The organism is Kribbella sp. WER1, assembly GCF_054189145.1.
Genome location: NZ_CM135186.1, coordinates 4,077,682 through 4,099,858, shown reverse-complemented (window position 1 = coordinate 4,099,858; position 22,177 = coordinate 4,077,682). Strand labels below are relative to the sequence as shown.

Here is a 22,177-nt window from a genome sequence, read left to right as displayed (position 1 = left end):
CGGCCCTTCGAGAGGTACCGCGTCAGTGCTTCGCGGCGCCCTCCGCGCCCGCGCCGGTGAACGCCCGGACGGTGAGCTCGGCGTACCGCTTCTCGCTGGTCTTGTCCTTGCCGAGGTACGTCCCGAGGACGCCGAACAGGAAGCCCAGCGGGATCGACACGATGCCCGGGTTCGACAGCGGGAACCAGTGGAAGTCCGCGCCGGTGATCATCGACTTCTCACCGGCGCCCGACACCACCGGCGAGAAGATCACCAGGACCACGGCGGAGATCAGACCGCCGTAGATGCTCCACACCGCGCCCGAGGTGTTGAACCGCTTCCAGAACAGGTTGAACAGCAGCGCCGGCAGGTTCGCCGAGGCCGCGACCGCGAACGCCAGCGCGACCAGGAACGCGATGTTCAGCTTCTGCGCCGGGATCGCCAGCGCGATCGCGACCGCGCCGATCCCGATCGCCGCGAACCGCGCGACCCGCAGCTCCTGCTTCTCGCTCGGCTTCTCCTTCGAGATGACATTCGCGTACAGGTCGTGGGCGAACGACGACGCCGACGTCAGCGTCAGGCCCGCGACCACCGCGAGGATCGTCGCGAACGCGACCGCCGCGATCAGCGCCAGCAGGATCGACCCGCCGAGCGACCCGGCGCCACCGCCGACCGACTCGGCCAGCAGCGGCGACGCGACATTGCCCTTCGACGTCGCCACGGCCGAACCCTTGCCGGTGTCCAGCAGCGCCGCGGCGCCGAACCCGAGCGCGAGCGTCATCAGGTAGAACACGCCGATCAGGCCGATCGCCCACTGCACCGAGCGCCGCGCCGAGCGGGAGTCCGGGACCGTGTAGAACCGGATCAGGATGTGCGGGAGACCCGCCGTACCGAGGACGAGCGCGAGGCCGAGCGAGAGGAAGTCGATCTGGCCGGTGAAGTCCTTGCCGTACAGCAGACCGGGCTGCAGGAACGACTCGCCGTGTCCGGACTTCGCCGCCGCCGAGCCGAGCAGCGACGAGATGTTGAAGTGGAACTTCAGCAGCACCAGGAACGTGATCACGACGGTGCCGGCCATCAGCAGCACGGCCTTCACGATCTGCACCCAGGTGGTGCCCTTCATACCGCCGATGGTCACGTAGATGATCATCAGCGCGCCGACCAGGACGATGACCGCGGCCTTCACGCCCTCGCTCTTCACCCCGAGCAGCAGCCCGACGAGCGAGCCGGCGCCGACCATCTGGGCCAGCAGGTAGAAGATCGACACCACGATCGTCGAGGTCGCGGCCGCCGTCCGGACCGGCTTCTGCTTCATCCGGAACGCGAGCTGGTCGGCCATTGTGAAGCGGCCGGAGTTCCGCAGCAGCTCGGCGACCAGCAGCAGCGCGACCAGCCAGGCCACCAGGAAGCCGATCGAGTACAGGAAGCCGTCGTACCCGTAGAGGGCGATCTGGCCGGAGATGCCGAGGAACGATGCCGCGGACATGTAGTCGCCGGCCACCGCGAGGCCGTTCTGCGCGCCGCTGAACGAGCGGCCGCCGGCGTAGTAGTCGGCGGCGGTCTTGTTCTGCCGGGACGCCCACCAGGTGATGTACAGCGTCACGGCAACGACCGCGGTGAACAGCGAGATGGTCAGCGCCCGGTTGCCCGGTTCAGCTGCCAACGGAATGGCCAGCGGGACGAGCAGCGGGTTCACCGGCGACGCTCCCTCTTGTACTTGGCGTTCAGCCCGTGGGCCAGCGGATCGAGCTTGCGGTTCGCGAACCGGCCGTACAGCGCGGCGATCACGAACGTCGACACGAACTGCAGCAGCCCGAAGATCAGCGCCACGTTCACATGGCCGACCACCTTGTGGCTCATAAAGCCACGGGCCCAGTTGTTGCACGCGACGTACGCCAGATACCACGCCATGAAGGCGATCGTCCACGGCACGACGAAGTTCTTGTAGCGCCGTTTCAGCTCGGTGAAGTCGGCCGCGTCGTGCACCGCTTCGTACGCGCGGGCGTCCCGCTCGCGCACCATCTCTTCGTCCATGAGTTCCCCTTCACTGGACTGAACAGGTGCACGTTAGCGGCTTCAGAGGTGCGGCGCCACGGGACTGTCGAGAGTCCGCCGGTAGTTCGCGAACTCGCTCGGGTGCGCCCGGAAGCAGTCGGTGAAGTACGGCATCCGCAGCGGCTCCGGCGGCCGGGCGGTGTGGTCGTAGATCAGGTCGATCTGGTCCAGCACCTGCTCGCGCCGGGTCTCCTTGAGGATCGCGACCGCCGAATGCGACAACGCCAGCTGCCGCAGACCCTTGCGGTCCAGGTCCTGCCAGTGCCGGAACCGGGCCTGTTCGATCATCGAGAACAGGTTCGACCCCTCGAGAATCGGCATCGGCTCGAACCGGTCGCTCCCCCCGCTGTGCAACTCTATGTGGCAGTCACCCTGGATGACCTGATGGATCCGGCGGACCCACGGCACCACCGTGTCGGCGTTGTTCCAGAGCAGGCCGAGGACGCCGTTCGGGCGCAGGACCCGGGCGATCTCCGGCAGCGCGCGGGCGTGGTCGAACCAGTGGAACGCCTGTCCGACGATCACCGCGTCCACCGAGGCGTGCGCCAGCGGGATCGACTCGGCCGCGCCGACCATCGTGTCGATCCAGGTACGCCGGCGGCAGACCTCGAGCATCTCCGCCGACGGGTCGACCGCGATCACGTGGTGCCCGAGCGCGGCGGCGACCGCGGCCAGCTTGCCGGTGCCCGCGCCCAGGTCGAGCACCTGCAGCCCGCGGCCGGGGCCGAGGATCCAGGTCAGCGCCTCGAACGGGAACGTCGGCCGGCCCGCGTCGTACGCGGCCGCGACGGCGCCGAAGGACCTGGCGCGCGCGGCGTTCACGCCGTTCTGCGGGTCGCCGGCCGGATCGTTGGTGGTCATCACGGCAATTCTGCCGTAGCCGCGGGGCTGAGGCCTGCTACTCGCCGAGTTTCTTCTGTTCGATGTGTGCGTTCAGCGCGGCCAGCTCCGGGTGCTCGTCCAGGATCTTGACCAGTTCGGCGCAGCCCAGCCCGGTGCCGTCGAAGTCCTCGATGAGGGCGTCGAGCAACTTCCAGTCGTCCGCGGTGTCCAGCGTCAGCCGGTACTGCGCCGCGCGGTTCGACGACGGGCCGCCGGACCACGGCAGGTTCAGCAGCCGCATCTCGCCGGACCGGTTCTGGTGCAGGTACGACGTGACGTGCTCGCGGTCCGCCTTGAGCGTGGCCTTCGCGTCCGCGTCGTACAGCCGGGCCGCGGAGAAGATCTCGAAGTCCATGCCGCGCGGGTAGGTCCGCTCCAGGCAGTTCGAGATGTACAGGTCGGGGTCGTTCTCGGCGCGCCACCGATCGACGCCCGCGGCAACGATCTCCGGGTCGATCAGCGGGCAGTCCGAGGTGACCCGGACGATCGCGTCCAGGCCGTGCGCGCGGGCAGCCCCCGCGAACCGGCTGAGGACGTCGTCCTCGCTGCCGCGGAACACCGGGAAGCCGTCCTCGTTGCACAGCTGGACGACGAGGTTGTCGTTGAAGTTCGTGGTGGTGGCGACGACCACCGGCAGGCCGGTGCGGCTCAGCCGGTCCAGGTGGTGTTCGAGGTACGAGCGGCCCGCGACGGTCAGCAGTACCTTGGCGGGCAGCCGGGTGCTGGTCACCCGGACCTGCGTGACGATGCCAATCTTCAGCTGTTCCATCGGAACATCTCCCGGATCTCTGCGGGTCCGGCGACGTGGTCGACGCCCAGTTCGGTGTCGGTGAACTCGGCGGTGACCTGCGCCGGGACGTACGGCTGGTCCATCTCCGGCCACAGCCGCTTGATCCGCGCCTGACCGCCGAACGACGGGTGCTCGTTCTCCAGCACCATGGGATCACCGTAGACCCCGGCGGCCAGGCCGAGCGAACCGCCGTACAGAACGGCCGAGCTGAGCCGGTTCGACGCGACCCGTTGGTGGCGGCGCAGTTCGCGGAGCTGGTTGAGCAGGAACTTCGCGTTCGTCCGCCGCCAGTGCAGGCCGCGGTAGCCGTGCGTGATGACCCGGAATCCGGCGTCCTTGTAGACGTTGCGGATCGCGGGTTTGTCGTACTCGTTCCAGTACAGGCAGACGGTCACCGGGCCGGTCTCGTGCTCGTTGATCGAGGCAACGATCCGGCCGTGGTCGCCGAGTACGTGCTGGCCTTCCCAGCCGTGGAACGGGTAGAAGATGGTGCCTTTGGCCCGTTTGTCGGGCGTCGCGAGCTCGGGGTGGGTCTTCAGCAGGTAGAGCCAGACCGAGCCGATCACCGAGTAGTTGCGCAGCCCGAGCGCGTGCCCACGGCGTCGTACGCTGTCCGACCAGACGAACTTCGGCATCCCCGGCGCGAAGTTCGTGCCGTAGGCGAACCCGTCGAGGATGTTCCAGCCGTGCTGCAGGTATCCCCAGATCCGCGGGGGTGTCCTGAGGCCGGCGTACGTCGCCATGATGTTGGCGTGCCCGTAGAAGTGGTTGGCGTGGTGCATCAGCGACGGACCTTCTTCAGGACGCGCTTGAGGCGGCGGCGGATCACCCGCGCCGGGTTCATCACCGCGTGACCGATGCGGTATGGGCGGGACCTGCGGATGCCGCTGACCGTTCCTTCGAAGAGGATCGCGCGGGCGCTCGCGTGCGCCAGCTCGTCCGCCAAGCGGGCGACGGTTCGGAGCTGCTCGGCGCTGCCCCGGGGGCGTACCACCTCGTCCGGGGTGAACTCCGGCTCCGGGACGGTGATGCCGGCCATCGACGCCAGTCGTCCGGTCAGCAGGTGCGGGTCCGCCGCCGCGGGCCAAGGCTGCCTGGAGCCGCTCTCCAGCACCCGCGTCGCGAACCGCCGGAGATGCTCGACAACATCCAGGTCCTGGCGCTCCCCGAAGAGCCGGAAGGAGTCCCCGTCGAGGATCACGTTGTCCGCCGACCCCGCGCCGCCCGCGCCCAACCACGCCACATACCGCGGAATCACCCTCCGCAACGCCGCTTGGTCGTCACACCGCAGGGCCGTCATCAGGTGCTCTTCCAGCAACACCCCGTCGCCCTCTGGTACGACGCCTGCCGGGAGAACAGCCGGGCCTTCCGCGCCGACCACGAAGTACCAGGCCGGCGCCAGCTGGAACGCCAGACCGGCCTCGGCCGCGTCCAGCACCACCCGGTACGGGTCCATCAGCACGGGTCCGTCGTTGCGCGAGGCAACAGCCCGCGCGGCGACGACCGCCGCGAACCCGTCCACCGCGGTCAACGCGACATCGGCCTGCACCAGCGAGGGAAACACCGCGTACGTCTGCGAGACCTGCAGCCCGGAGCTCTCAACAGCCGCGGTCACCCGCTTCAGCCCCGCGGGCGCTCGATCCCCAACCTGCCGCCCCCAGTCCTCGTCCCGCGGCAACCCCGCGGCGATATCCGGCTGCACCAACCGCTCGAACCCGAACCCGTTGGCCGCCCCCAACAACACCCGACCCCCCGGCCGAAGCACCCCCACCAGCCGCGCGAGACAGTCCCCCCACCCGAACCCAGCCGTATCAGGCCCCACCAACCGCTCAACCCCATCCAAAACCACCACCACGTCATACCCACCGTCTCCGCCCGACTTCTCGTCGAGGGCGAAGCGGTCGAGGGAGCCGCAGAAGACTTGGCCCTTGGTGGTGTCGAGGAGTTCGGCCAGTTCTTCGGCGTCGGAGGCCGAGCGGAGCAGGAGGTCTACGGAGGTGACCTGGGCCGCGACCGCCTCGACCAGGTCGGCGGCGTGCGGGCCGGCGACGAGGACGGAGTCGTCGGGGGTGAGGGTGGCGGCCAGGAGTGCGGTGGCTGCGGGTCCGGCGGCCGCGGGGCGGGCGTCGCCCGGGTGCAGGTCCGACCAGTTGAGCATCTCTCCGCCGACCAGGTTCGATCGGGTCACATCCGTCACGTTATCCAACCAAATTCAGAAGGGTCTCGATCACCCGGTCCACGTCGCCGTCGGTGAGGTCCGGGTAGAGGGGGAGGGACAGTTCTTCGGCGTAATACCGTTCGGCGTTCGGGCAGAGGCCGCGGCGGTACCCCTGCCGGGCGAACACCGGATGCCAGTACACCGGGATGTAATTGACCTGTACGCCGATCCCGGCCGCCCGCATCGCCTCGAACACCTCGCGCCGGCGCCCGCCGAGGACGCGGAGCGGGTACAAGTGCCACATCGGGTCGACCCCGGCGCGCCGCACCGGCGTACGTACTCCGTCGACCCCCGCAAAGGCGGCGTTGTACCGCGCGGTGATCTCCGCCCGGCGGCGCTTGAACTCCGCGAGCCGCCGCAACTGGGACAGCCCGAGCGCCGCGCCGAGATCCGTCAAGCGGTAGTTCACGCCGTACTCGTGGACCTCCTGGTGCCACGGCCCTTCGTCGGTGATCTCGAAGCGGGACGGGTCGCGGACGAGGCCGATGAAGTGGAACTCGTGGGCGCGCTGGGCGACTTCGGGGTCCCTGCAGACGACGGCGCCGCCTTCGCCGGTGGTCAGGTTCTTGGTGGGGAAGAAGGACATCGTGGTGACGTCCGCGAGGTCGCCGACGGGGCGGCCGTACGCCGATCCGCCGACGGAATGAGCCGCGTCGGCGAGGGTTTTCGCGCCTACCCGGTCGGCCAGGGACTGCAGAGCCGGGTAGTCGGCGGGCTGGCCGGCATAGTCGACGGCGCTGACGACCCTGGACCGTTCGGTGAGCGCTGCCTCGACGGCGGACGGGTCCAGGAGCCCGGTTTCGTAGTCCACGTCCGCGAAGACCACCGTCGCGCCCAGGAGCGCGGCGCAGGACGCGGTGGCTACGAACGTCAGCGGCGTGGTGACGACCTCGTCGCCGGGGCCGAGGCCGAGCGCGGCGTACGCGATGTGCAGCGCGGCCGTGCCCGACGTACAGCTCACGGCGCGGTGGCCGCCGGACAGCTCGGAGATCGCGGTCTCGAAGGCGGTGACCGCCGGTCCGGTGGTCAGCCAGTCGCCGCGCAGTACCGCGGTGACCGCCGCGATGTCCTCCTCGGAGATCGACTGGCGCCCGTACGGCAGCATTAGTGCCTCACCAAGGAACGTTCGGCACGTCCAGCGGCGCCCCAGACGCCCGCTGGCGGCGTTGTCGTCGTCGCGAGATGCTCCGCATCGCTCTCCTCCTCCGCCTTGCCAGCGAACGACTGGACCACCGCTGGCCGCACCAACGTCCCTTGCTGAGGCACGTCACGCGTCGCTTTCGAGGATCTTGCGGATCTCCTCGATCGAGTACCACTGGTCGTTGGTGTCGGACGCGTAGTGGAAGCCGTGCGGGAGCGGGCTGCCGTCGGCGGGCGGCTGGTAGCCCCAGGTGGCGAGGTCCGGCTGCAGGACGAAGCGGTTGCCGAGGGACACCGCGCGGCGGCCTTCCTCGGGGCTGATCATCTCCTCGTGCAGCTTCTCGCCCGGGCGCAGGCCGACGTCGTGCATCGCCGCGCCGGGGGCGATCGCCGCGGCCAGGTCGGTGACCTTCATCGACGGGATCCTCGGGACGTACAACTCGCCGCCGGTCATCAGGTTGAACGTGTCGACCACGAACTCGACCGCCTGCGGCAGCGTGATCAGGAACCGGGTGCAGCGCAGATCGGTGATCGGCAGCGACTGCCCGGCCGCGTGCAGCGCGCGGAACTTCGGGATGATCGAGCCCCGGCTGCCCATCACGTTGCCGTACCGCACGACGCTGAAGCGGGTGTCGTACGCCGCCGCGTAGTGGTTGCCGTTGATGAACAGCTTGTCGGCGGTCAGCTTGGTCGCGCCGTACAGGTTGATCGGGCTGGACGCCTTGTCGGTGGACAGCGCCACGACCCGCTTCACACCGCAGTCGATGGCCGCCTCGATAACGTTCTGCGACCCGATCACGTTGGTCTGCACGAACTCCCACGGGTTGTACTCACCGCTGTCGACCTGCTTCAGCGCGGCCGCGTGGACGACGTAGTCGACGCGGTGCATCGCCCGCAGCAGCCGAGAACGGTCGCGGATGTCGCCGAGGAAGAACCGCAGCCGCGGGTCGTTGCCGAACGACTGCCGGACCTCCCACTGCTTCAGCTCGTCGCGGCTGAAGACGATGATCCGCCGCGGATCCAGATGCTCGAGCGCATGCCGTACGAACGTCCGGCCGAACGACCCGGTACCACCGGTGACCAGGATGTCGGAGCCGGTAAGGATTGACACGCGAGCGGGACCCCTTCTGACGGACAGTTCCGAACTGCGCACACGCGGTGCGGACCTCGAAACAATAGCTGCCCCGTGAACGACCTGTTCAATCCCCGTCTCGACTCGGTGTAATCAAACGCACGCTGGGGAAGTAGAAACGGAACGGTCGGGGGTCTCGGGTGATGACGTTGTAGCGGTGGACGGCGGCGTGGGCGCCGATGTAGAAGTCGGGGAGTGGTGAGGTCTTCGCGCCGCCGCTGCGGCGGTAGGTGACGAAGGCGCGGGCGGCCAGGAAGCCGGCCGGGAACGGGAGTGGCTCGCGGCGGAAGTCGGTCGTCGGCAGCGCGGCGTCGACGTCCTCGATCCGGTCGAAGCCGGCCGAGACCTCGGCGTACACGATCGGGTTGATGACCAGCTCGCCGAGGTCGCGGGCCTCCGCGACCGCGTTCGCCGACCAGTCGCCCCAGTCGCGGTCGTCGGTGAGGATGTCGAGCAACACGCAGGTGTCAACCAACGCAACCTGCGGCCCCGCCCCGCCACCGGACGGCCCGGTGTCGGGTTCCCCGGGGCGGCGGCGTGGGCCGGTGAGTCGGCTGGGGAGGTCAGTCGCCACGGAGCAGCTCCATCAGCTCCTCGGTGCTCATCCCGCTGGTCGCCCGGCCGCGCATCTCGCGGACCAGCCGTTGGCCGCGGCTCTCGGCGTCCGTGGCCCGGACGATCCGCAGCCCGTCGGCTGCGTCGATGACTGTCACTTCGTCCCCCTCGTGGAGATGGTGCTTGCGTCGGAGCTCGGCCGGGATCGTCACCTGGCCCTTGCTGTTCAGTCGCATCGTAACCTCCCACGTATTACATGTCGTACGTGTCACCATCCTATCCACAATGGCTCTTCTCACGCTCGCCTCAGCACGAAAACCGGATATACAGCCGATACGGTTCGGGCGTGAAATGCGTCGGGGTGCGGTGTGATGTGGGGCCGGTCCGGGGGATCGGGCATGTGATGCGGTGCCTGGCGCTGGCGGAGGAGGTGCGGCGGCGCGGGGTCGGGGTGGTGTTCGTGTGTGACGCGCACACCGTGCCGTGGGCCGCCGCGCAGATCGCCGCCCGCGGGATCGAGGTCCACCCGGCGGTGCACGGGCCGGGGGAGCATGTCGAGGTGTTCGAGCGGCTCGGGCTGGACGCGGTGGTGTTCGACTCGTACGACCTGGACGCCGCCGTCTACCCGGCGGTCCGGGCGAGCGGGCTGCCGACGCTGGCGATCGTCGACGGCGACTTCCGCGACGCCGAGGCCGACGTACTCGTCGACCAGAATCTCGCGGCGGAGCTCGACCACCCGGTGCTGCCGCGGAACGCCGTACGGCTGGCCGGTCTGCGGTACGTGATGATCCGCGACGAGATCCTCGCGCACCGCCCGGCGACCGCGCCGGCCGATCGGCGGAACGTCGTACCGAAGGTGTTCGCGTTCTTCGGCGGGACGGATGCCTTCGGTGCCGGGCCGTACGTCGCGCGGGCGCTGGCGGCGACGGGCCTGCCGTTCGAGGCGACCGTGGTCGCGCCGGGGCCGGATCTTGCCGCGCGGATCGCGGACGTCGAGGTGCAGCCGCATCAGCAGCTGCAGGTGATCGGGCCGACCGATCAGCTGGCGGCGCGGGTGCGGGAGGCCGATCTGACGATCAGCGCTTCCGGTACGTCGACGTGGGAGCTGCTGTGCCTCGGGGCGACGGCCGGTCTGGTGTGTGTGGTCGACAACCAGGTGATGGGGTACGAGCGCGCCGTCGACACCCGCGCGGCCGCCGGGCTCGGGTTGCTGAGAGCGCTGCAGGACGACCCGGGGTCGGCCGACCAGATTCTCAAACGCCTGCTGACCGACCCCGCGGAACGCGGTCGGTTGTCCCGCGCCGGCTGGGAGTTGGTCGACGGCCGAGGCCGTGAACGAGTAGCAGACGCGCTGCTGGATCTCATCTGAGTTCGTAGATCGTGGCGTCCAGGGTGGCGTGGCGGAGGCGGACGAAGTTGCGGAGTGCGGGCGATACCGTGCCGGCCCGGTTGTCGGCGTACAGCCAGCGGACCCCGGCCGAGCGGAGGCGTTCGATCGTCGTGGTGGACGGGGACTTGAACACGATGTCGTTGGCGGCGAGCTGTTCGCGGTTCCAGTAGGGGATCAGGCTCGGGTTGCCGTCCTCGGCGAGGGCGATCCGGTTCGCCTGGTTGGAGTACGACCAGCCCTCGACGAGCACCGGCCGCTCGGACAGCGCGGCCAGCCAGAAGTGCCGGCTGTCGCAGAGTCCGTCGCGCTCGATGATGCAGTGCGCGTTGGTCGCGATCAGCTCGCCGGGCTTGCTGTTCCGCCGTAGCCACTGCGCCGCGCCCGCCTCGGCCGCCGTCGCCCCGCCACGGAACGGATGCGCGAACACCAGGTTCGACGCCGAGTCCGACACGAACGCCTGCAGCGGCACCAGCGCCGCTCCGATCATGCAGGCCGCCACGGCCCCGCCGAGCAGCGCCACGAAGAAGTTCCCCGGCCGCCGCGCGACCTTCCACCCCACCGCCGCCAGCACGGCCGCGACGACGACCGCGGCGGCCGTCCACAACCACGGCCCCTTGATCCCGCGAAGATCCGCGGACGCCGACCGCGCGACCGCGAACCCGACCAGCCCGAGCACCCCCGCCGATCCCACGAGTACGACGGCCTTCCGATCGCCGAGCCGTCCGACCAGATTCGCCAGCCCGGCTGCCGCGAGCACCGCGATCATCGGGAACGCCGTCCGCAGGAAGTACAGCTGGCTGACCCCCGACTGGGTGGTCAGCACCGTCCCGAGCACCCCCGCGACCGCGACCCCGACCAGGAACACCGCCCCGGCGTCCCGCCACTTCTTGCCCAGGAAGAACAATCCGGACGCCGCCAGCCCCCAACTCAGCAAGGTCGTTGCCCCCGACAACAACTGGGCGTGCGGGTTCGACGCCAGCAGCGAGAACGGCGCCAGCTGCACGAACGTCTCGAACGGCTTGATCTGCGTCCCCCACGTGCTGCCGCCGAAGATCGTGAGCAACGCCGCCACGAACACCGCCAGCGACACCAGCCCGCCGACGAACGCGGGCCGCGTCCGCCGCCGCATCATCCCCAGCTGCAGGAACGCGAACGCGAACCCCACCCCGACCACCGGCAGAATCGTCGACTTGGCGCCCGCCGCGAGCAGCGCGAGCAGGATCAGCAGCACCCACCGCGCCGTCGGTCTCCCGTCGGCCCGCAACAGGTCCACCGCGACCACGCAGATCGCCAGCGCGATCAGTACGCCGAGATTCTGCGTCGGGCTCAGGTACGCCGCGACCGCCGTCGAGATCCCGCCCAGCCCGGCCGCGGCCAGCGGCTGCACCGCCCCGCCGAGCGCGGCGACGAACACCGCCAGCGGCCCGGCCCAGGTGGCACCCGACTCGGCGGACGGCGTCAGCCGGGTGGCGAGCGCGAACACCAGCCCGCACCCGGCCAGGAACAGCGGCAGCCAGCTCAGCGAGTGGATCAGGTCGGTCAGGTCGATCCGCGTCCCCCACTGCGTCGCGGCCGTCGCCTGGTGGAAGAACGTGTGGTACTTCATCGGCTCGCCACCGAGCCACAGCGTCGAGATCGGTACGTCGTACTTCGCGCTCGCGGCCAGCGCCTGCTGGAACGCGAGGTCCGGGTACGCTCGCAGCGGATCGGTGTACGCCGGCAGGAACTGCCCCGGGCCGCGCCGGTACACGATCAGCAGCACGACCGCGGTCGACGCCGCGAGCAACCACGCCTGCAGCGGCCGCAACGGCTGCTCGACCCGCCGCCAGACCCGCGCCCGCGCGTCGCGGTCGACGAGCGCGACCACCAGGACGCCCGGCGCCCACACCCACGACCACGCCTGCAGACCGATCGACGCGCTGGCGAGGTACACCAGCACCTGCCCCGCCGTACCGACCGCGAACCCGGCGGACAGGTCCTCGGCCAGGTTCCGCCGGTAGCCACCGATCAGCCGCCACAGCGCGAACCCCGGCAAGGCCACCGCCACCAGCGTGAACAACACGAACCGGACCAACTCGAACACCGTCGAGTGCAACGCGAGCAGCACGATCGCCAGCAGCCCCACGGCCAACCCAGCACCCACCCCGGCCAGCGAAGGCCCCGCGGTCCGCGGCCCCCGCCGCCTCGCTTTCGCGCGCATGTCGTAACACTAATGTGAAATCCGTCGCGCCACGAACGGGAAGGGTCACTGCGCGTGAGACTCGGAGTGCGGACTCCGGCTCGCGCGCTCGGTGTTGGGTCAGCCGGCGGAGTCGCGCTGCTCGCCGCTCACCCGCAGGTGAGAGCGTTCGCGAGGGACGTAGGCCTCCGGCGGGGTGCTTTCGAGGCGCTGCCGGGTCGCTCGCGCGGCAGCGGCGGCGGTCTCGACCAGTTCCCGGCATTCGAGCCACTGGGCGAAGGAGATCACGACGGCCTCGGGTTCGGCGGTGCCGCTGAAGACCATCGGCTCCGTCATGCCATCGCGGAACCGCTGCAGCATCGTGCCCAGATGACCGGCGGCCGACTCGGTGTCGATCACGATCACGTGATTGCCATCAGGAAGCTCGTGGTTCCACTGCGGCGCCATTCTTGTCCCTCCGTTCGCGCAGATCGCGCCCAACTACCGTACGTGCTGATGGAACCACTGGCTGGACGCCGCTGAGTGTGCACCGCTGCACGCCTAGTAACGCTGATGCCTTAAGCTCGTCTCTCTATGAGTTGGTACGAGGCGCTTGAGGCCGGTGAGTTGACGGTGCGGCCGTCGGTGGATGCGGCTAAGCGGTTCGGGGTCTCTATTGACCGGATGTCGGTGTCCGCATCGGCCGGTACGCCGCTTGCGGAGGTGCTGGCAGCGGTCGAGAAGTCGACTGCCGACGTGATCGTGTTGCGGTACCCGGCCCGTGAGGTGACGTGGTTCGCGGCGCTGGCGAGTGGTCCGCGGCAGGCGTTGCTCGCCGATACGGTCGTCTGCTGGGCGCTTCCGGTCGGGAAGGGGCGGCGGCCGGCGCCGTTGGCCGGGTTCAGTACCCAGGTGGAGGCCGACGTCGACGACGACCAGGTGGACGACCTGGTCGCGGACGTCTTCGGGGACGCCGGCAACCACTACTGCTCCGACCCGGTGTTCGACCGCGCGAAGGCGCTGGCCGGCCGCCAGGAGTGGGCGCGGCGGCGGATCGCCGCGGCCGGTGCCGTCGTACTGCGGGGTCCGGACCGGCGGGTGCTCGCGCTGGCGGCGCTCGACCAGCAGAACTCGTGGACCGAGATCCAGCTCGCCGGGGTGGTCCCGGCCGAGCAGGGCCGCGGGCGGTACGGCCACCTGCTGGCCGCGGTCGAGGACGTCTGTGCGACCCGCCGCCTGGTCGTCACCGCCCAGGCCCACCAGACCGGTATCCAGCGGATCTGGTCCCGGTACGGCTTCGAACCTGTGCATAACCTCCTGACGGTGCATCTCGTTGCCGCTACGTAAAGGGTGTGTCTGCCGATCCCACGCCTACTGCGCGGCGCTGGATCGGCAGACACACCCTCGACGAACGACTACGGCGAGGGAGGGCACACCGGAGTGACGCCGCGGTTGAGCGTGGTGGTGCCCTTCTACGGGGTCGGCGAGTATCTCGGGGACTGTCTGGAGTCGATCGCCCGGCAGGCGTGGAGCGACTTCGAGGCGATCCTGGTCGACGACGGATCACCGGACGACAGTGCCGTCGTCGCGAAGGAGTTCTGTGCCCGGGACGAGCGGTTCCGGCTGATCCAGCAGGAGAACGCCGGTCCCGGTCCGGCCCGGGACGCGGGTATCCGGGAGGCGACGGGTGAGTACCTGGCGTTCGTCGACGGCGACGACCTGGTCTCGCGGTACGGGTTCGCGGCGCTGGTCCGGACGCTGGACCGCACCGGTTCGGACTTCGCCGGCGGCAACGCGCGCCGGTTCAACAACAGCTTCGGTGTCCGGCCGTCCTGGTTGCACAAGGCGCCGTTCGCCCGGGTCCGGCACGCCACGCACGTCTCGGAGTTCCCCGACCTGGTCCTGGACCGGATGCTCTGGAACAAGGTGTACCGCCGCTCGTTCTGGACCGAGTACGGCTACACGTTCCCGCCGATCCGGTACGAGGACTACCCGGTCGCGCTCAAGGCGCACCTGGACGCGGTCACCGTGGACACGATCACGCAGGCCGTCTACTACTGGCGCGAGCGCGAGTCCGGCGAGTCGATCACCCAGCAGAAGTTCCAGCTCGGCAACATCCGGGACCGGGTGACCTCGGCCGGGATGGTCCTCGACCTGGTCGAGGACGCCGTCCCGGTGGTCCGTCGGCGGGTGCACGCGCACCTGGCGCAGATCGATGTACTGACGCTGATGTCCGCGTTCGGGTCGGTGCCGGCCGACGACGAGCAGGCGCTGGTGGACCTGTCCCGCGAGCTGGTCGACCGGCTCGACGAGGACGTGCTCGCGAAGACCCATCGGTACGACCGGATCCAGCACGCCGCGCTCCGCTCCGGCGACGTCGACCTGCTCCGCCGGCTCGCGGACTTCCGCAACTCCGGCGGCCTGCGGGGCGGGGCGCGGGCGGTGTCGCGGGGTCGCCGGCTCGAGTACAACTACCCGGGCCTCGGCGAGTCCGCCGTACCGCGGCGGCTGTACGGCGTCCGCGACCAGGACCTGTCGCTGGCGACCAGTGTCCGCGAGGTCGCCTGGGTGGACGGCAAGCTCTCGATCAAGGGCACCGCGGAGATCCGGCATGTGGAGACCGACGGTACGTCGACCCTCGAGGTCGCGCTGGCGGTCGGCGACACGAAGTACCCGCTGACCGTCCGCCGGTACGCCGCGCTGGACCTGCACGGGACGAGGACGCCGGTCGGGTTCGAGGTGCTGCTCGACCCGGAGGTCCTCGCGGAGTGCACGGGCGCGCCGGCGCACTTCGAGGTGCGGATGCGGTCCGGGCGACGTCAGCGCAAGGGCATGCTCGGCGGGCAGGGGCCGGGCAGCCCGGGCTGGCCGCCCGGCGCGTGGATCGACGCGACGAACTGGATCCAGCCCGGCCCGGGGAAGTACGGCTGGTTCTCGCTGCGGCGGCTGACCGACCCGTGCCGGCTGACCGCGGCCGAGCAGGTCGGCGACGAGCTGGTGCTGCACGGGCAGGCCTCGTTCGACGAGCCCGCGCTGTTCCTGAGCCGCCCGGTCGTCGGCGGCGAGGAAGAGGTGCCGCTGGAGGTCGACGGACGGGCCTTCACCGCTCGGCTGCCGATCCGCGACATCCTCGACGCGGCGAACCACGACGACCCGTTCGGCCGCCGGACGACCCGGGTGTTCCGGGTCCACGGGCCCGACGAGCAGCAGCGGGTGCTGTTGTGGACCGCCGGCGACACCGCGGTGACGCGGGTCGTCGATGGCCGCGTGGTCACGCTGACCCGGTCGACCGGCGGGTATGTGAACCTGCACGAGTCGCCGATCCGGACCACCGCCGTCTCCGCCGCGGTCGAGGGCAACGAGCTGGTGGTCCGCGGCGCGGGCGGCGACGCCACCTTCAGCTGGCGGCGCTACCTGACCGACTCCGACGACCACCTGGACGTCGCGTGCCGTCGTACGACGACCGCAGACGGCTGGACGGTGACCGCCGACGTGGGCGCACTGGTCCCGGTGACCGCCGTCCAGGTTTCCGTCGATCCACTGGCCGCGCTGGCCGACTGGATCCTGTTCGCAACGTCCGCAGACGGTACGGCGCACGCCGTCCAGTGCGAGCCGTTCCTGTGCAGCCGGTTGCCGCTGGCAATCACTCACGGAACGCACGCGCTAGCTGTCCGACCCCATGCCGGCACTCTGCACGTCGAGGTGCGCTGATGCATCACCACAACCACTACTACGGTCAGACGCACATCCTGTCCCGGTACGCCGGGTTCGACTTCGACCACCCGCCACGGCTGCGGGGCTACCTGCAGCACGGCTGGAACATCGGCTGCGGGTGGAACCCGGTGCACGAGTTCTACGACGGCGCCTGGCGGTTCACCTGGAGCGATGCGCCGAAGCGCCGCGGGCATTCGCTCGGGCGGCGGAACTACCACAGCATCGGCGCGCCGTTCCTGTACCTGACCGAGCTGGAGCCGGAGCCCGAGGAGCCGGTCGAGCGCGAGGGCACGCTGTGGTTCCTCTTCCACGGGTGGGAGGGCGGCAAGATCCACGGCGACCACCAGCGGCTGATCGACGAGATCCGCGAGACCGAGCCCGGTCCGGTGACGTTCAGCCTGTACTACACGGAGTTCGACCGACCCGAGGTGCGCGGGTTCTACGAGGACGCCGGGTTCCGGGTGGTGTCGTTCGGGCGCCGCGGGTTCTCGTACGAGGGCACCGAGCGGCGGTTCCTGTTCAAGCAGCTGGCCGAGCTCCGCAAGCACAAGCGGGTCGCCGCGAACCGGTTGTCGACCGCGATCTTCTACGGCGTCGCGGCCGGTTGCGAGCCCGCGGTGTACGGCGACCCGATGGAGATGGACGGCGAGAACCCGCTGTTCGGCGGGCAGAGCCGGATCGAGCGGCTGTGGCCGGAGATGCTCGGCAAGACCGTCGACCTGGAAGCTGCCCGCGCGACCACCGACCTCGAGCTCGGTCGCCCCTGGATGATGCCCGCCGCGGAACTGCGGTCCCTGTTCGATTGGAGAGAGCGTGTCTGAGGTTCAGGTGGTCCGCGGCGAGATGCAGCCGTGGACCGATCGCACGTCGCCGCGGCCGGCGCTGGCCACGTTGCTGACCGACGTCGTGCCCGCCAACCGGCGGACGCTGATCCTCGGGCCGCACGCGCCGCAGCTGATCGAGTCGGTGCTCGCGCACTCCGCGGACGTGACGATCCTCGTCCGGTCGGTGGCCGACGCGCAGCAGCTCGGCGAGGACTTCGGCCCGTGCCTGCAGGTGATCGCGGGCGCACTCGACGGGCTGCAGACGGCGCCGTACGACGTGATCATCGCGTCGGACGGTCTCGACCGGGTGCTCGGGTACGACAGCGCCGACCTGTCCTGGAGCGACCGGCTGGCGGCGGTCGCCGCGCTGGCCGTGCCGGACGCGGTCGTGGTCCTCGGGCTGGAGAACGAGTTCTCGCTGCTGAATGTGCTGGACAGCCGCCCCGCGGACGAACGGCACGGCGACGACGATTGGCGCCCGCTGCACGACGACCTGACCCGCCCGGTCTCCGTCGACCAGCTCCGTACGGCGCTCCCGTGGCCGGCCGAGGTGTACGCCGACTTCGCCTCCCGCACGTATCTCCGCACCGACGTCGCCGCGGCCTCCCGCCCGGGCGAGCTCCCGACCCGGCTGGCGATCGCGGCCGTCGAGCAGATCGACGTACCGCTGCTGTCGCCGGCTCACGAAGGGCTCGACGCGGCCGCGCGGGCCGGCCTGCTCGGCTCCGTCCCCACCGGGTGGCTGGCGATCGTCGGAGCGCAGCCGGCGCACGACATCTACACGGAGACCGCCGGCGCAGTTCTCACGGCCGACCAAACGTTGACGGGCTGGGACACGATCACGACCGGCGAGCCTTCGCCGGGTGAGCTGCTGTCCTTCGATCCCGCGGTTGTTCCCAGCACCACCTCCTCGGGGGTTTCCGTGGAGAGCGTGCTGTTCCGGCTGGCCTCGGCGGAGGACGTGCCCGGGTTCCGGAAGCTGGCGGCCGAGCTCGGCGAGTGGGCGAGCGAGTCGCGGGTCGTGCTGCGGTGGGACGACGTCGTGTACGACGGCGAATCCTTCGCGCACGGGGTCTCGGGGTGGGTGACCGAGGACGTCGTGGCGAAGGACGATCTGCTGGCCGCTGCTTGGGTACGGTTCCACGAGCGGCTGATCGGGCAGCAGCGGCGGCATCCGTGGCCGCCGTGGATGGTGGGGGACGACCTGGTGTCCGCGTGGCTGGCGATGTCGGGAGTGGAGGCGCCGGAGCAGTTGCCGGCGACCTCACCGGACAGCCCGCCGGCGACCACCGAACAGGTTGCCCGCGGCAAGGAGATTGCCGCCGCGCTGGGCGGCGTTCTCGGCGCCGCCGCCGCGCCGGTCGACGTCCGGACGGTCCTCGCCGAGGCTGAGTCGGCCAAACACGAGCTGTTCGAGCTGAAGGGTCACGTCTACGGCCTCGAGCGCACGCTCGGCTTCCGGAACAAGGCGATGAAGACCCGCGAGAACCGGATCCGCGAACTCCGCGGCCAGCTCCAGAAGCTGACCGCCGCGCATGAACGGATCCGCGGCTCCCGCACGTACGCGATGTCCCGGGTGTTCTTCCACGCGGCCCAGGTCCGCAAGCCGAAGGTGGTCGCCCGCAAGATCTCCCGCAAGATCCGGAATCGATGAGCCGGCCACGCCTGAGCGTGGTAGTTCCGTTCTACAACGTGGGGGCATACCTCGGGGACTGTCTCGACTCGATCGCGCGGCAGACGTTCGCGGATTTCGAGGCGATCCTCGTCGACGACGGATCACCGGACGACAGTGCGGTGGTGGCGAAGGAGTTCTGCGGCCGGGACTCGCGGTTCCGGATCGTCGAGCAGCCGAACGCGGGCCTCGGCCCGGCGCGTAACACCGGCGTCGAGCACGCGACGGGCGAGTACGTCACGTTCGTCGACAGCGACGATCTCGTCACGCGGCACGGGTTCGGGCTGCTGATCAAGGCGCTCGACCAGACCGGGTCGGACTTCGCGGCCGGCAACGCACGACGGTTCAACAACAGCTACGGCGTACGGCCGTCCTGGCTGCATGCGCAGGTGTTCACGGCGGACCGCCTCGCCACGCACATCTCGGAGACCCAGCAGTTGGTGCTCGACCGGATGGTGTGGAACAAGGTGTACCGGCGCTCGTTCTGGGACGAGTACGACTACCGCTTCCCGGCGATCCGGTACGAGGACTACCCGGTCACGCTGAAGGCGCACCTGGACGCGGTCACCGTCGACACGATCGCGGCGCCGGTGTACTTCTGGCGCGAGCGGGAGTCCGGTGACTCGATCACCCAGCAGAAGTTCCAGCTGGCGAACATCCGCGACCGGGTCGTCTCGGCCGGGCAGGTGCTGGACCTGGTCGAGGATGCGCTGCCCGCGATCCGGCACCGGGTGCACGCGCACTTCCGGCAGATCGACCTGCACTCGATCCTGTCCGCGTTCGGCACGGTGCCGGCCGAGGAGGAGCAGCACCTGGTCGAGCTCACCACGCAGCTGCTGGATCGGCTCGACAACGCCGTACTGGCGAACTCGCCGCGGCTCGCCCAGTTGCAGTTCGACGCGCTGCGCGCCGGGGACCTCGAGTTCCTGCACGCGGTGGCGCTCGACCCCGACACCGCCCAGGACGCGCTGCCGCGGGTGAAGACCGACTACGCCCTGGCGACCAGTGTGCGGGAGGTGGCGTGGGTCGACGGCGAGCTCGCGGTCCGCGGGACCGCCGAGCTGCGGCACCTGCAGGCGAAGCCGTCCAGCCTCCGCATCGGCCTGATGGTCGGTGGCCGCAACCACCGGCTGCCGGTCCGACGGTTCCTCGCGGAGGACCTGCGCGGCGAGCAGAACCTGGTCGGGTTCGAGGTCCGGGTCAGCCCGTCGCTGCTGGCGAAATGCCCGGCCGGGCCGTCGCACTTCGTCGTCCGGCTGCGTGCCGGCGGGGTCCGGCGGCGGGACCGGCTGCGCGGGCAGAAGGCCGGCAGCCCGGGCTGGCCGCCGGGTGCGTGGATCGACGACACCAACTGGATCCAGCCGGGCCCGGGCAAGGAAGGCGCGTTCGCCGTACGGCGGCTGCCGGACCCGAGCCGGCTGACCACGATCGAGCAGACCCCGGACGCGCTGATCCTGCGCGGGCGATCGGCGTACGACGAGCCGTCGCTGTTCGTGAGCCGGCCGCTGTCGGGTGGTGAGGAGCAGGTGCCGCTGGAGTTGCACGGGCGGGACTTCACCGCCTGGTTGCCGATCCAGCCGATCCTCGAGGAGATCAACCCGGACGACCCGTTCAGCCAGCGGACGACGCGGGCGTTCCGGATGCGGGAGCCAGGCGGGCGCGAGCAGGTGCTGCTGTGGACGGCGGGCGACCGGCTGGTGTCGCATGCGGAACGCGGCCGGGTCGTGATGCTGACCCGATCGACCGGCGGATACGTGAACCTGCACGAGTCGCCGATCCGGATGACCGCGACGGCTGCCGTTGCTGCGGGCAACAAGCTGGTGGTGCGCGGTCCGGACTGGGGCGACGTGGCGTTCAGCTGGCGGCGGTACCTGCCGGACTCCGACGACCACGTGGACGTCGAGTGCCGGCGTACCGTGTCCGACGACGGGTGGGCCGCGGTCGTGGACATGGAGGCGCTGGAGCCCGCCGAGTGGATCCTCTTCGCGACGGCTCCGGACGGTACGGCGCATGCCGTGCAGTGCGAGCCGTTCCTGTCCAGCAAGCTCCCGCTGACCGTCACCCGCGGCGCGCACACCCTCACCGTCCGGCCGCTGGCGGGGACGCTCCACCTCGACGTCACGTAAAATGCGCGAACCCTCCAGTTGAGGGGGTGTCCCCTCGACTGGAGGGTTGCCCCCTCGAAATTCGAGCAGGCAACCCTTCACCTCAACGGGCAGCTCACCGCCGAGCGATGAGCAGCTGGTGCGTGACCGGCCAGTCGACCGGGTCGCCGTCCGGGGTGGTGATGGCGGCGACCGGGGCGATCCGGTGGGTGATCACCCAGTCGTTGCGCCAGGCATGCGACGCGGGGTCGACGGTGAAGCCGGCCTGTTCGGCGACGGCGGTCCAGCCGGCGAAGTTCAGGCCGCAGAACTGTTCGTGGGTCTCGCTCAGCCAGTTGTCGACGTAGTCCTTGCGGGTCAGGAAGTCCATCGCGTCCGCCAGCCGGAGCTGGATGCCTTCACCGCGGACGGCGTACTCGAACGGGACCTTGGCGTTCCGCCGGAAGTCGTGCGCGAACTGGAAGAACCGCGCCCGCGTCGACAGCCTGCCGACGTACGCCGCGGGGTCGTCGAGGGCCTCGAGTTCGGCGATGTCCTGGTTGGCGCCGTCGCTGTCGTCCAGCCGCAGTACGACGGGACGGTCCGGCTCGTCCGGCCCGCAGACGTCGGAGTTGATCCAGACACCGTGCGGGGCCGTGTGCGCGAACACCGCGTCGGCGAACCGTTGCACCGTGGCGGGTCGCGACCCGTCGGCGTACGACCAGATCTCGTGGGTGAGCGCGAGCGTCAGCGTGGTGTCGATCGACCGCGGCGGGAAGACCGCGGAGCCGAGCATGTTGCGCTGGTAGAAGTAGACGTTCGGGTTGCCGAAGAGGCCCTGCTCCTTCTTGTGCACGCATTCCGCGTACAGGTGCCGGGCGACCTCGACGCCGATCAGGTCCGACTCGTGGAACCGGGAGTCCCGGTCGACGAGCTGCAGCGTGGCGCCGGTCGCGCAGCCGATGTCGAGGATCCGCCCCGGCCGGACGAATCCCTTGATCTGCTCCCATTTCCGGTCGGCGGCGGTCTCGAACGCGTCGGCGTACGTCTTGTAGTCCCGGGTCGTGGTCAGCCCGCCGTCGTCGCCGACCACCGGGTCGTTCACGCACCGCGCCACGTGTGCGTCCAGCGCGTACCGCTCGAACACGTCCACGGTCGCCGGATGCGCGAGCCGCTTCCACTCGTCGTTGCCGTCAGCAATCATCAGCAGCACGTCCCACGGCCGCGCCGCACCGTCCGGCTCGACCCCGATCACCTGATACCCGAGCTGCTCGTACATCTTGCTCACCTCAGGCGTCGAACACGCCACCACCGTGTTCTCCGGCGTCAACCGCACCCGATCGTCCGTCCCCGCCTCGATCGCCTTCACCGTCACCTCGGCGAACTCGTCCGTCGGCGGCGTGTCCACGACCCCCACCACCAACGACCGAACCCCCTCCACCACACTGAACCGCTCGATCGCCGCCTCCCGCCGATCGAACGCCACCGGATTCCGCTTGGTCGTCTGATGATTCGCCGAAGTCACCGCCCACACCACGGTCCGCTCCCCGAACCCCCGCAAAAACTCCCCCTGAAACCGCGTCA

Annotated in this window: 19 protein-coding genes; 6 read left to right on the top strand and 13 right to left on the bottom strand. The window is 70.0% G+C overall.

All coding sequences use genetic code 11. From position 1 onward, the window contains the following. Positions 1-22: 22 nt before the first annotated feature. From ACXJJ3_RS19650 to ACXJJ3_RS19605, 10 genes are all read right to left on the bottom strand, one after another. Positions 23-1,666 (bottom strand): solute symporter family protein, encoded by a 1,644-nt coding sequence (locus tag ACXJJ3_RS19650; RefSeq protein WP_458171917.1) that lies wholly within the window; start codon positions 1,664-1,666, stop codon positions 23-25. Between the two features lie 5 nt (positions 1,667-1,671). Then, complete coding sequence (locus ACXJJ3_RS19645; RefSeq protein WP_307863702.1) at positions 1,672-2,013, bottom strand: DUF485 domain-containing protein; 342 nt, start codon at positions 2,011-2,013, stop codon at positions 1,672-1,674. A 42-nt stretch (positions 2,014-2,055) separates the two neighbouring features. Next, positions 2,056-2,895: a class I SAM-dependent methyltransferase gene (locus tag ACXJJ3_RS19640; RefSeq protein WP_458171659.1), complete on the bottom strand. Its 840-nt coding sequence runs from the start codon at positions 2,893-2,895 to the stop codon at positions 2,056-2,058. Between the two features lie 37 nt (positions 2,896-2,932). Then, complete coding sequence (locus tag ACXJJ3_RS19635) at positions 2,933-3,685, bottom strand: cytidylyltransferase domain-containing protein (RefSeq protein ID WP_458171658.1); 753 nt, start codon at positions 3,683-3,685, stop codon at positions 2,933-2,935. Next, on the bottom strand, positions 3,673-4,488 hold the full coding sequence (locus ACXJJ3_RS19630; RefSeq protein ID WP_458171657.1) for a hypothetical protein: 816 nt from the start codon (positions 4,486-4,488) through the stop codon (positions 3,673-3,675). Before ACXJJ3_RS19630 ends, ACXJJ3_RS19635 begins: the two co-directional genes overlap by 13 nt. Then, complete coding sequence (locus ACXJJ3_RS19625; RefSeq protein ID WP_458171656.1) at positions 4,488-5,894, bottom strand: hypothetical protein; 1,407 nt, start codon at positions 5,892-5,894, stop codon at positions 4,488-4,490. Before ACXJJ3_RS19625 ends, ACXJJ3_RS19630 begins: the two co-directional genes overlap by 1 nt. Before the next feature lie 10 nt (positions 5,895-5,904). Continuing rightward, complete coding sequence (locus tag ACXJJ3_RS19620) at positions 5,905-7,029, bottom strand: DegT/DnrJ/EryC1/StrS family aminotransferase (protein WP_458171655.1); 1,125 nt, start codon at positions 7,027-7,029, stop codon at positions 5,905-5,907. A gap of 162 nt (positions 7,030-7,191) precedes the next feature. Then, positions 7,192-8,175 (bottom strand): UDP-N-acetylglucosamine 4,6-dehydratase (inverting), encoded by a 984-nt coding sequence (gene pseB, locus ACXJJ3_RS19615; protein WP_458171654.1) that lies wholly within the window; start codon positions 8,173-8,175, stop codon positions 7,192-7,194. 88 nt (positions 8,176-8,263) lie between these two features. After that, complete coding sequence (locus tag ACXJJ3_RS19610) at positions 8,264-8,770, bottom strand: type II toxin-antitoxin system VapC family toxin (RefSeq protein ID WP_458171653.1); 507 nt, start codon at positions 8,768-8,770, stop codon at positions 8,264-8,266. Continuing rightward, the gene (locus ACXJJ3_RS19605) at positions 8,760-8,987 is read right to left on the bottom strand and encodes an AbrB/MazE/SpoVT family DNA-binding domain-containing protein (RefSeq protein WP_458171652.1); all 228 of its coding nucleotides are present in this window, start codon (positions 8,985-8,987) and stop codon (positions 8,760-8,762) included. Before ACXJJ3_RS19605 ends, ACXJJ3_RS19610 begins: the two co-directional genes overlap by 11 nt. A 110-nt stretch (positions 8,988-9,097) precedes the next feature. Here ACXJJ3_RS19605 and ACXJJ3_RS19600 point away from each other — a divergent pair, with 110 nt between their 5' ends. After that, positions 9,098-10,120 carry a PseG/SpsG family protein gene (locus tag ACXJJ3_RS19600; protein ID WP_458171651.1) on the top strand — a complete coding sequence of 341 codons (1,023 nt, stop codon included), beginning with the start codon at positions 9,098-9,100 and terminating at the stop codon, positions 10,118-10,120. On the opposite strand, the gene ACXJJ3_RS19595 is transcribed toward ACXJJ3_RS19600, so the two are convergent. Continuing rightward, positions 10,113-12,341 carry a hypothetical protein gene (locus ACXJJ3_RS19595; protein WP_458171650.1) on the bottom strand — a complete coding sequence of 743 codons (2,229 nt, stop codon included), beginning with the start codon at positions 12,339-12,341 and terminating at the stop codon, positions 10,113-10,115. The genes ACXJJ3_RS19600 and ACXJJ3_RS19595 overlap by 8 nt on opposite strands. A 99-nt stretch (positions 12,342-12,440) precedes the next feature. Next, entirely contained in the window at positions 12,441-12,767 is a 327-nt protein-coding gene (locus ACXJJ3_RS19590) for a hypothetical protein (protein ID WP_458171649.1), read from the bottom strand. Between the two features lie 126 nt (positions 12,768-12,893). Between ACXJJ3_RS19590 and ACXJJ3_RS19585 the strand changes: the two genes are divergently transcribed. The 5 genes from ACXJJ3_RS19585 (at position 12,894) to ACXJJ3_RS19565 (ending at position 20,635) form a co-directional block, all read left to right on the top strand. Continuing rightward, complete coding sequence (locus ACXJJ3_RS19585) at positions 12,894-13,646, top strand: N-acetyltransferase (RefSeq protein ID WP_458171648.1); 753 nt, start codon at positions 12,894-12,896, stop codon at positions 13,644-13,646. A 93-nt stretch (positions 13,647-13,739) separates the two neighbouring features. Beyond that, complete coding sequence (locus tag ACXJJ3_RS19580; RefSeq protein ID WP_458171647.1) at positions 13,740-16,010, top strand: glycosyltransferase family 2 protein; 2,271 nt, start codon at positions 13,740-13,742, stop codon at positions 16,008-16,010. Then, positions 16,010-16,834 (top strand): hypothetical protein, encoded by an 825-nt coding sequence (locus ACXJJ3_RS19575; protein WP_458171646.1) that lies wholly within the window; start codon positions 16,010-16,012, stop codon positions 16,832-16,834. The genes ACXJJ3_RS19580 and ACXJJ3_RS19575 overlap by 1 nt, the downstream gene beginning before the upstream one ends. Beyond that, positions 16,827-18,491, top strand: coding sequence for a hypothetical protein (locus ACXJJ3_RS19570; protein ID WP_458171645.1), 1,665 nt, complete (start codon positions 16,827-16,829; stop codon positions 18,489-18,491). Before ACXJJ3_RS19575 ends, ACXJJ3_RS19570 begins: the two co-directional genes overlap by 8 nt. After that, positions 18,488-20,635 (top strand): glycosyltransferase family 2 protein, encoded by a 2,148-nt coding sequence (locus ACXJJ3_RS19565; RefSeq protein ID WP_458171644.1) that lies wholly within the window; start codon positions 18,488-18,490, stop codon positions 20,633-20,635. The genes ACXJJ3_RS19570 and ACXJJ3_RS19565 overlap by 4 nt, the downstream gene beginning before the upstream one ends. 94 nt (positions 20,636-20,729) lie before the next feature. On the opposite strand, the gene ACXJJ3_RS19560 is transcribed toward ACXJJ3_RS19565, so the two are convergent. Further along, positions 20,730-22,118 carry a class I SAM-dependent methyltransferase gene (locus ACXJJ3_RS19560; RefSeq protein WP_458171643.1) on the bottom strand — a complete coding sequence of 463 codons (1,389 nt, stop codon included), beginning with the start codon at positions 22,116-22,118 and terminating at the stop codon, positions 20,730-20,732. Positions 22,119-22,177 lie beyond the last annotated feature (59 nt).